Source organism: Limnoraphis robusta CS-951 (assembly GCF_000972705.2).
In genome coordinates, this window is sequence record NZ_LATL02000219.1 from 1 (window position 1) to 9,720 (window position 9,720).

General features: G+C 40.9%; 6 protein-coding genes. 5 read left to right on the forward strand and 1 reads right to left on the reverse strand.

What is annotated here, in order from left to right:
• Window positions 1–751: 751 nt before the first annotated feature.
• From WN50_RS18560 to WN50_RS18580, 5 genes are all read left to right on the forward strand, one after another.
• Window positions 752–2,095, forward strand: a complete 1,344-nt coding sequence (locus tag WN50_RS18560) for an NAD(P)/FAD-dependent oxidoreductase (protein ID WP_046278285.1) — start codon at window positions 752–754, stop codon at window positions 2,093–2,095.
• 162 nt (window positions 2,096–2,257) lie between these two features.
• Window positions 2,258–4,687, forward strand: coding sequence for a protein kinase domain-containing protein (locus WN50_RS18565; RefSeq protein WP_046278284.1), 2,430 nt, complete (start codon window positions 2,258–2,260; stop codon window positions 4,685–4,687).
• A 55-nt stretch (window positions 4,688–4,742) separates the two neighbouring features.
• Entirely contained in the window at window positions 4,743–5,459 is a 717-nt protein-coding gene (locus WN50_RS18570; protein WP_046278289.1) for a Uma2 family endonuclease, read from the forward strand.
• 261 nt (window positions 5,460–5,720) lie between these two features.
• Window positions 5,721–6,509: a DUF928 domain-containing protein gene (locus tag WN50_RS18575; protein WP_049560180.1), complete on the forward strand. Its 789-nt coding sequence runs from the start codon at window positions 5,721–5,723 to the stop codon at window positions 6,507–6,509.
• A gap of 15 nt (window positions 6,510–6,524) precedes the next feature.
• On the forward strand, window positions 6,525–8,759 hold the full coding sequence (locus tag WN50_RS18580; protein ID WP_046278283.1) for a CHASE2 domain-containing protein: 2,235 nt from the start codon (window positions 6,525–6,527) through the stop codon (window positions 8,757–8,759).
• A gap of 153 nt (window positions 8,760–8,912) precedes the next feature.
• Here WN50_RS18580 and WN50_RS18585 read toward each other — a convergent pair whose 3' ends face one another.
• The gene (locus tag WN50_RS18585) at window positions 8,913–9,443 is read right to left on the reverse strand and encodes a lecithin retinol acyltransferase family protein (RefSeq protein WP_049560183.1); all 531 of its coding nucleotides are present in this window, start codon (window positions 9,441–9,443) and stop codon (window positions 8,913–8,915) included.
• Between the last annotated feature and the right edge of the window lie 277 nt (window positions 9,444–9,720).

The window sequence follows — 9,720 nt, forward strand, 5'->3', positions numbered from 1 at the left end:
TCTCCAAGCCTCACGGCTTTGGATTACTGATTCATTGACAACCCTTACAGCAAGCTGGTTTCCTAACCTACTCCAGAGGGGTGAGTCTCCCCAGTCGTTCATCCCATTTCAGAGATAGTTTCGGTATGCCCTACCGTACTTGAGAAAAAATGCTTTATTCTCTGTACTTGGTGCTTTAAGGTTTTATCTTGCCAAAGCATTTCTTGCAAGAACCCCATACCTTAAGTTTTCAAGGTTCATTGCATCCATTAGATGCTGGGTTTTTAGACTGGTTGAATACCCTGCCAGTAGAGTTATTATAGCATTTTTCCTGGCCTTATATCCCCATACCTAAAAGGTAGGGGCGTGTGCGGCAATTTTTGGTAAAAGGATACCTCTGGGCAAAAGTTGCTGTCTTTTTCTCCATTTTTAGAAAAAAATTTAGGTATTTTCGCTCAAGAAATCGAGTTTTTCAGAGCAAAATGGGCCGGGAGAAAATTCTCTATAAGAATAAAAAAACAGGGTTAAATCTGTCAATCAAAAGCAGTTCAATGTTCCTAGCTTTTGGCAAATTTCCTCCTATCAGAGAACCATATTTTGACAATAAAATCTGTATTTTTTATCACCAAAAAAATCAGTATCCTACAATACTAGAAATAAACGAATTAAATTCTAAAATAAACGTAAACGCGCACAAAATTGATTGTTAGAATTTCCAACCCAACCCTTTTCTCAAACGATTTACTCTGTCAACTCATAGGAGAGGATTTTCATGTCTTTAGACAGTATTACAACCCAGTCTCCTCATCATGTAGTCATTATCGGTGGTGGCTTTGCTGGACTACACGCCGCCCGTGAACTCGGACGTGCTGCTGCGGTGAAAGTCACACTCATTGACAAGCGGAATTATCACTTATTCCAACCCTTACTCTATCAAGTTGCAACCGGAAATCTATCCCCCGGTGATATCGCCTCTCCCATTCGGAGTGTCATCGGTCAAAACAAAAATACCCAGGTCTTAATGGGGGAAGTCGTCGATCTAGATCCGGCAGAAAATAAGCTGTATCTCAAAGACGGTGAACTCAGCTACGATACCCTCGTTGTCGCCACGGGAGTGACACACCACTACTTTGGAAATGACAATTGGGCACCGGTCGCCCCTGGACTGAAAACCATTGAAGAGGCTTTAGAAATTCGCCGGAGAATCTTTTCAGCTTTTGAAAAAGCCGAGAAAGAACCCGATCTCGAAAAACGCAAAGCGTTGTTAACCTTTATCGTTATCGGAGCCGGCCCAACCGGGGTAGAACTCGCCGGAGCGTTAGCAGAAATGGCGCATCACGGCTTGAAAGATTGTTTCCACAATATTGATCCCTCTGAAGCGACGGTTCTCCTGTTACAAGGGGCTGATCGCATCCTCCCAACCTTCCCAGAGGATCTCTCCAAAAAAGCCACTGAAGAACTTGAGGGCTTAGGTGTTACCGTCAGAACCAATGCCCGCGCCATGAATATCGATCCAAATGGCGTAACGATCAAGTGCAAGGTGGATAATCACGTTGAATACATTGGTGCAACGACTATTCTCTGGGCAGCAGGCGTGAAAGCCTCCCCGATGGCGCAAGTGATCGCCAACCGCACAGGCGCGAACCTCGACAACTCTGGACGAGTCCTGATTGAACCCAACCTCACGGTTCCCAATCATCCGAATATTTTTGTGATTGGAGATGTGGCGAACTTCTCCCATCAAGGCTCGGAACCCTTACCCGGATTAGCTCCTGTCGCCCAACAACAAGGCGTTTATGTTGCTAAACTGATTCAGCAACGTCTAAAAGCTCGGATATTAGCTCCCTTCCACTACGCTGATAATGGCACCTTAGCCATGATTGGGCGAAATCAAGCCGTTGCTAACTTGACCTTTGGTAAATTCTCCGGTTTTACCGCCTGGATGATGTGGGTGTTTGTTCACATCCTCTTCCTGATTGAGTTTGATAACCAACTTTTGGTGATGATTCAGTGGGGATGGAGTTATTTCACTCGCCAAGGTGGAGCGAGATTAATTACAAACCGCACTTCTCCTGAAGAGACTTCTGTTGAACACGAATCTGCCGTTCAAGTCTAAAACGTAACGATCATCGGGTGCAATCTAGAGGTGTTGTTGTATTCAACCTCTCTAACAGATAATTACTAATTGTCAATGACGTGCTGTGTACAGAAGTATCATGGCACGTCTGTACCTGTTTAATGGCATAATCAATCAGTACAGGGTCAAGGACTTTTTTCCATGATTGGCCAGCTTCTAGACGGGCGCTATCAAATTCTCAAAGTTATTGAGTCAACCGAGTTAGGAAAAACCTATCTCGCCAAAGATACTCGTCGTCCGGGTGAGTCGTTGTGCTTTGTCAAGCATTTACATTTAGTCGCGGAAGATCCTGACTTTGTGAAAATCGCCCGCCGTCGTTTTCAACAAGAAGCCCAAACTCTAGAAAAGCTTTCTCAACACGATCGCATTCCTCAACTCTTAGCGTATTTTGAGGAAAGCAAAGAATTTTTTCTCGTTGAGTCCTATATTTCCGGTCAATCTCTCGCCCATGAAATTCTACCCGGTCATCCTTTACCGGAAGAATCAGTTATTCAAATTTTAATTGAAGTTTTAGAGATTTTACTCTTTGTTCACGGACATGGTGTGATTCATCGAGATCTCAAACCGACTAATTTAATCCGCCGCGACTCCGACAGAAAAATCGTTTTAATTGATTTTGGTGCCGTTAAAGAAATCAATATTAATCAAAATCATAATCCCCCCACAGCTCGGATTGGTACAATTGAATATATGCCCGTTGAACAGTTTGAAGGCAATCCCCATTTAAACAGTGATATTTATGCTTTGGGGATGATTGGAATTCAAGCATTAACGGGGGTTCCAATTTTTGAACTTCGCAGATTACGAGAAAATAATCTATCTAATAATTATGAATTAGTCTGGAGACATCTAGCAATTGTCAGCCCGGAATTGGGTGATATTCTCGATAGAATGATCCGCCATGATTACCACAAGCGTTTTCAGTCAGCCGGAGAAGTTTTAGCGGCCTTAAGAAGACTAGATGAAGACTCTCAAACTCTAGTGGCTCGGCTCGATCTCTATCGCGAAGAAGTCAAACAACGATCAGATCATCGAGGTGATATTTCGATTGTCGGACGAAAGATTTTAGATGAACTTCGCTTGAGTTTAGAATTAACAAAAGATGAAGCTGAAAGTGTTGAAGATGAGATTTTAAACCCTTATCGAAAATACCGCGAAAAAGGCGAACGTTACGAACAAGCCTTAATCGAATCAATGCAGCAAGAGTATCCGTTTACCCCTGAAACCCGTGAAGAACTGCAACGGTTACAACAAATTTTAGGAATTAGTGATGAAGATGTTGCTTTCATTGAAAAACAGATTCTTCCTCGTTCAACTCGAGAGCAAATTATGAACCTATTTTCTCGTTTTAACTCTCCCAAACAAGAAGGAAGAAGTTATAATAATCGTCGCCGAAATCGCCCAATAGTTCGCCGAAACTTATCTGGTTTCTGGGTATTGCTGGGGGCAATCATAGCGGCTATAACTGCTATTGCTTTTGCCTTTTTTGAATATCAAAGAGTGCAGCAAAATCGAGCATCTCAAGCACAGCAAAGAGTGTTGGATCAGCAACAAATTACTCGAATTCAGAATATTTTAGAACAGGGAAACTACGAACTCTGTATTAATGAAGCCGCCAAAATTCCTGAACGTTCAACCCAGTATCTCGAAGTTCAAAGAATTCAGCAACAGTGCAACGATGCCTTAAACTGGAGACAGGTTAAAGTTCGAGATTTTGCTCAACATTTAGGGTCAGTCAGTGCAGTGGCTTTTAGTCCTGATGGTCGAACCATTGTCAGTGGTAGCCGTGATCAAACCGTTAAAGTTTGGGATACAAAAACAGGGGCTTTATTACAAAACTTTGCTGGAGATTTATCTCAAATTACTTCCGTTGATTTTAGTCCCGATGGCGGTGAAATAGCCGCAGGAAGTTTTTATTGGCGAGTCCTAGAATGGAGTCTAGAAACGGCTGAACTCTTTCTTCCCCTCGAACATCAAGGCACCGTTTGGTCAGTCGCTTTTAGTCCTGATGAACAAACGATAGCCAGTGCAAGTGGCGATCGCACGGTGCGAGTTTGGGATAGACAAACCGGGGCTATTTTATATAACTTTATCGATCATGCTGATATTGTTTACTCCGTTGTTTTCAGTCCTGATGGAACCAAATTAATTAGTGGTTCTAAAGATAAAACCGTTAAAATTCTGGACTTAACAACGGGAATTGTTCAGAATAGTTTAGAAGGACATACCGATGAAGTCCGAACAGTTGCGATTACTTCCGATGGTCAAATTATTGTCAGTGGTGGCTATGATGATACTGTCAGAATTTGGGATGCAAACACCGGACAATTATTAAAGACTCTCACAGGTCATACAGGCGATATTTTGGCGGTTGCTATTAGTCCAGATGGTCAAATTATTGCCAGTGCAAGTAAAGATCGTACCCTAAAAATTTGGAATTTAGCAACAGGAGAATTACTCAACACCTTAAGCGGACACACCGACGAAGTTTATACCGTTACCTTTAGTCCAGACAGTAAAATGATTGTCAGTGGAAGTAAAGATCGCACTATTAAACTTTGGCAAAAATAGAAATTTAAATATGTTAAAGTCAATTAATAGTGTTTTTAGGAGCGAGGTTTTATCAATGGTTGCACCCGTTCAATCCTCAACTCAATCTAAAATTTATTACCCAGAAGATGACGGTTTACCGATGTCTGATAATACTCTACAATTTCGCTGGATTACCGTTATTCAATATAACCTAGATTGGTTATTTGCGGATAACCCTCAAGTGTTTGTAGCGGGTAATTTATTATGGTATCCCGTTGAAGGTTATCCGAAAATTTGTCAAGCACCCGATATTATGGTTGCATTTGGAGTGGAAAAAGGAGAACGAGGATCTTACAAACAATGGGAAGAACATAATACTGCACCACAAGTTGCTTTTGAAATTCTCTCTCCCAGTAATACGTTAAAAGAAATGAACAAAAAACTGTTATTTTATGCGCGTTATGGAGTGGAAGAATATTACATTTATGATCCGCAAAAAAATGACTTAAGCGGTTGGATACGTTCAGATAATGACAATGAAAACTTTTCCCTTTCAGTCATCGAAGAAATGGAAAACTGGGTGAGTCCCCGCTTGCAAATTCGCTTTGTTCCGGCTGAGGAAGAATTACAAATTTATCTCCCCAACGGAGAAGCCTTTGCAACCTATTCAGAAGTGAGAAATCAACTCGAACAAGCCCAAGTTCGTGCTGAACAAGCCCAAATTCGTGCTGAACAAGCTGAACAACGATTGAAAGAAATGGAAGAACTCTTAAACCGATATCGAAATGAATTTGGAGACTTATCAGAATAAAAAGATCCGCGTCACCCATCTGACTCATCGTTGGATGGGTCAGTGTAGGAACCTAACACCCCAAAAATAACGCCTCAGATGAAAAAAGATTAATCAAAGTCTTATAATCAATGCTATTAGGGCTTTTCAGGGAAACCTGGACCAATCTCAGATAGCCGATATGCAACTTTCGTCCGCCAATATTAATCATACACAACAAAAGAATCCGTAATCTTGATTGAAGAGATTGAAATTAATACAAGGTGATACAGAGGAGAAAAGATGGTTATGACGATGAAAGCACTTCCCCTATTCGGTCTTGTAGTAGGACTATTATCCCCAACTGCGGTTAGTCTGGCAAAAGTTCCTTTAGCATCTTCTCCCAACTTACAACCCCAGATGCAAATTAGCTTAGAATTTCCTCCCGCACCCACTCGCAGTGGGGCGCAGAGTTCAGCAGGAGGCGGTACCCGGGGAAACGATAAGGAGGGCAAAATCTGCACAAAAGGAGAAATACCCCTAACGGCTTTAAGACCCCTAGAAAGTGAAACAGAAGTCACGATTTCAGCTCATCCAGATTTGTTTATATTCGTCCCGGAAAACACGGCTAAACAAGGACAATTTATCATGGTCAGCGAAGCCGGAGACGATGTATATAGCGAGACTTTTGACTTACCAAATCAAGCAGAAATTGTACAAGTCAGTTTACCCGAAACCGTTTCATTAGAAGTCGGCAAAACCTACCAGTGGCAATTTATTGTCTTGTGTAGTGCGACTGACCCCAAAAAAGTAGAATTTGTTCAGGGGAAAATCACCCGAACTGAACTCAGCCAAGACCTGAAAACCAAAATAGAAGCAGCCTCTGAACCCCTCGAACAAGCGCAACTCTACGCTAAGGAACGAATTTGGCAAGATACACTAATGATATTAGCCAAGTTGCGCCAATCAAACCAAGCTGAATGGGAACAACTCCTAAAATCCGTTGGACTCGATGCGATCATTGCTTCAGCCCCCCTCACCCCTTGTTGTGTCGAAGACTCAGAAGCAACCCCCAGCCCAGCCGAACAATAATTGAGGGATGGCAGAATGTGGGCTACCTATAAGCGTCTTTTGTGGGACTGGCGGGGAGTTTGGATCACAACCCCATCAATGGCAGTCGTCGTCATTCTCCTGCGTTTGACAGGGATATTAGAACCTTTAGAATGGTCTGTTTATGACCAATATATGCGACTTCGCCCCCCTGAACCCCCAGATGAACGCATTGTGATTGTGGGTTTAGATGAAGCTGATATGAAATATATCGGTCAGGGATACGTTCCCGATGGCGTTTATGCGGACTTATTACAGAAATTAATCGCCATGCAACCAAGGGCGATTGGGTTAGATATTTATCGGGATTTACCCTATGAACCGGGTCACAAAGAATTAGTCGAAATTTTTAAATCTACCCCGAATTTAGTGGGTGTAGAAAAAGTGATTGGGGATGAATTACGCCAACGAGTTGCACCGCCCCCCACACTCAAAGAAAAAGGACAAGCAGGTGCGAATGATCTGATTCTGGATAAAGATAATACCGTTCGACGGGCGTTATTAGTTCAAAACAATCAAGATGGAAACACCTATTACAGTTTTTCGTTGTATGTGGCGATGCTGTATTTACAAGCCGATGGTATTTCTCCTCAAGTCGTAGACGGGACAGATAATTGGTGGAAATTTGGCAATATTATATTTACGCCTTTTGAAGCGAATGATGGTGGTTATGTGAGGGCGGATGCGGGAGGATATCAGGTTTTTATTAACTATCGGGGGCCAATACGAACCTTTGAAACGGTTCCCTATCGTGATATTTTAGAAGGGAAAGTTGCGCCGGATTGGGGACGGGATCGGATTATTTTAATCGGATCAGTCGGTGAAAGTTTTCAGGATTTATTCGCCGCGCCCTACACACAAGCCGCCGATCAACGCATTCCCGGTGTGGAAATTCATGCCAATATTACTAGCCAAATTATTAGTGCAGCCTTAGACAATCGCCCTTTAATTAAAACTTGGTCTGAACTGATAGAATGGCAATGGATTTTAATCTGGTCGGCTATTGGGGCGAGTTTAACCTGGAAATTGCGTTCATCCCGTGATGTCAAGCGGTTTTTATTCCGAGAAATCGGCTTTTTTATCCTCGCTACCGGAGTCTTATTTTCAAGCAGTTATCTGGGTTTTTTACAAGGGTGGTGGATTCCGGTAATTCCGCCTTTTTTAGCTTTGTCGGGTTCGGCGATCGCTATTACCGCTTATGTCGCCCGCAGCGCGGCAGAAATTCGGAAAACCTTTGGGCGTTATCTCAGTGATGAAATTGTTTCTACGTTATTAGAAAGTCCGACGGGATTACAGTTAGGCGGTGAACGTCGCAAAATTACAATTTTAACCTCGGATTTAAGAGGATTTACAGCTCTTTCTGAACGATTATCCCCGGAAGAAGTGATCAAAGTTCTCAATTTTTATTTATCAAAAATGGCAGATGTGATTACTGATTATCAGGGAACGATTGATGAATTTATGGGAGATGGAATATTAGTGCTATTTGGAGCGCCGACTCAACGTCCAGATGATGCAAAACGAGCGATCGCTTGTGCAGTTGCGATGCAATTAGCAATGGTTGAAGTCAATAAACAAATCGAAGCTTGGGATTTGAATGCGTTAGAAATGGGAATTGGAATTAATACCGGGGAAGTGGTTGTCGGGAATTTAGGTTCAGAAAAACGTACAAAATATGGTGTTGTTGGAAGTCAAGTTAATCTCGCCTATCGAATAGAATCTTATACCACTGGCGGACAAATTATTATTTCAGAAACAACGTTAAAAGAAGCGGGAGAAGATTTGATAGAAATCGAAAATCAGAAGTTAGTTCAACCGAAAGGTGTTAAACGTCCAATTAACATTTATGAGGTGGGTGGAATTCGCGACAAATACAATCTCTTTGTTCATAAAGAAGAAGAAATCTTTTATCCTTTGTCTGAATCTATTTTCCTCTACTACACGATTTTAGAAGGAAAACACGTCGGTGAAAATTTGTTTCCCGGTGAAATTTTAGCACTGTCTAATAAAGGTGCGTTAATTCTCGCCATAACAGGGAGTGAATCTTTACCCACCATGTTAACCAATATTAAACTTAATTTAAAATCAGAATTACCTGAAATGCGGGAAGATATTTATGCTAAAGTTTTAGAAAAACCTGCGGAAAGTGGAAAGTTTTATATTCGTTTTACCTCAAAACCTCCCGCCGTTGAAGCAAAACTCGATGAAGTTTATCAGTCAATTCAAGTTTAGAGTCTGTAGATAAAAATCACCAACAACAGTTTTTATGGTCATAAATCAAAAAATACTAACTATAAAACCATAAAAAAAACACATCCCTAGTGCCAAAAATAGGGATATATTAAAATCATAAAGTTTAAATTTTAATTGTTGATACGTTGATAGTTAATCGTATTTGTAATCTTCAGAGTCCATAAAGATTCCTTTAATTAATGCTCCCCCAATATAACCCACTACTCCGCCAATTGCCATTGCACCCAGTGCAGGAACGGAAAGAGGTAATAATCCTGCTGTTGCACCAGCAATTATATAACCTGTTGCTTGTTCAACATAATTATTGACTTGACTTGAAATTTTTTTACCTGTTTTACACCAGTGAACAAAGTGTTCACAATTATTCCAAAAAAGGTCATAATCGGTTTCACCTAATTTATTAATAGCTCTGTGAACTACTGTCTCAGACTTAAGACAAACTTCATCTTTGTAAAGCAAATAATACACATCTTGATTTCTTGCAAATTTTTCAAAAGAAAGTCCCTTGATCTTTCTCTTGTTGTCGTAATGAATAACCACATCTTTATAATGTCTGTTGTTATAAGTGATGTCACCACAGTAAATACCATGATGAGAATAGCCTTCATGCAACCGATAAATATGATCTCCAGGCTGAATAATATATGTAGATGTATCTGTCATAAGTTTGTATTTCTCCTGTGTTAATGTCTCGATTTTCTTTCTAATATGAGTTTAGCTTTGAAGTCTCTGAAAAACAATACCGGAGTTTACGGAATTATTGTATTGGCTTATTGTTACAACAATGAAAAATTTAATTCGTAAAAATACGGAGTTTAAATGCTAAAGCACTCGTTTACTATAAGGGGGAATTTTACAAAGTGTTAAATCCCACTCTGTCCGTCCCATCAATAGATATAATGAAAAGAAGATTGAAATAATTTTAGTCAGTCTATTATAT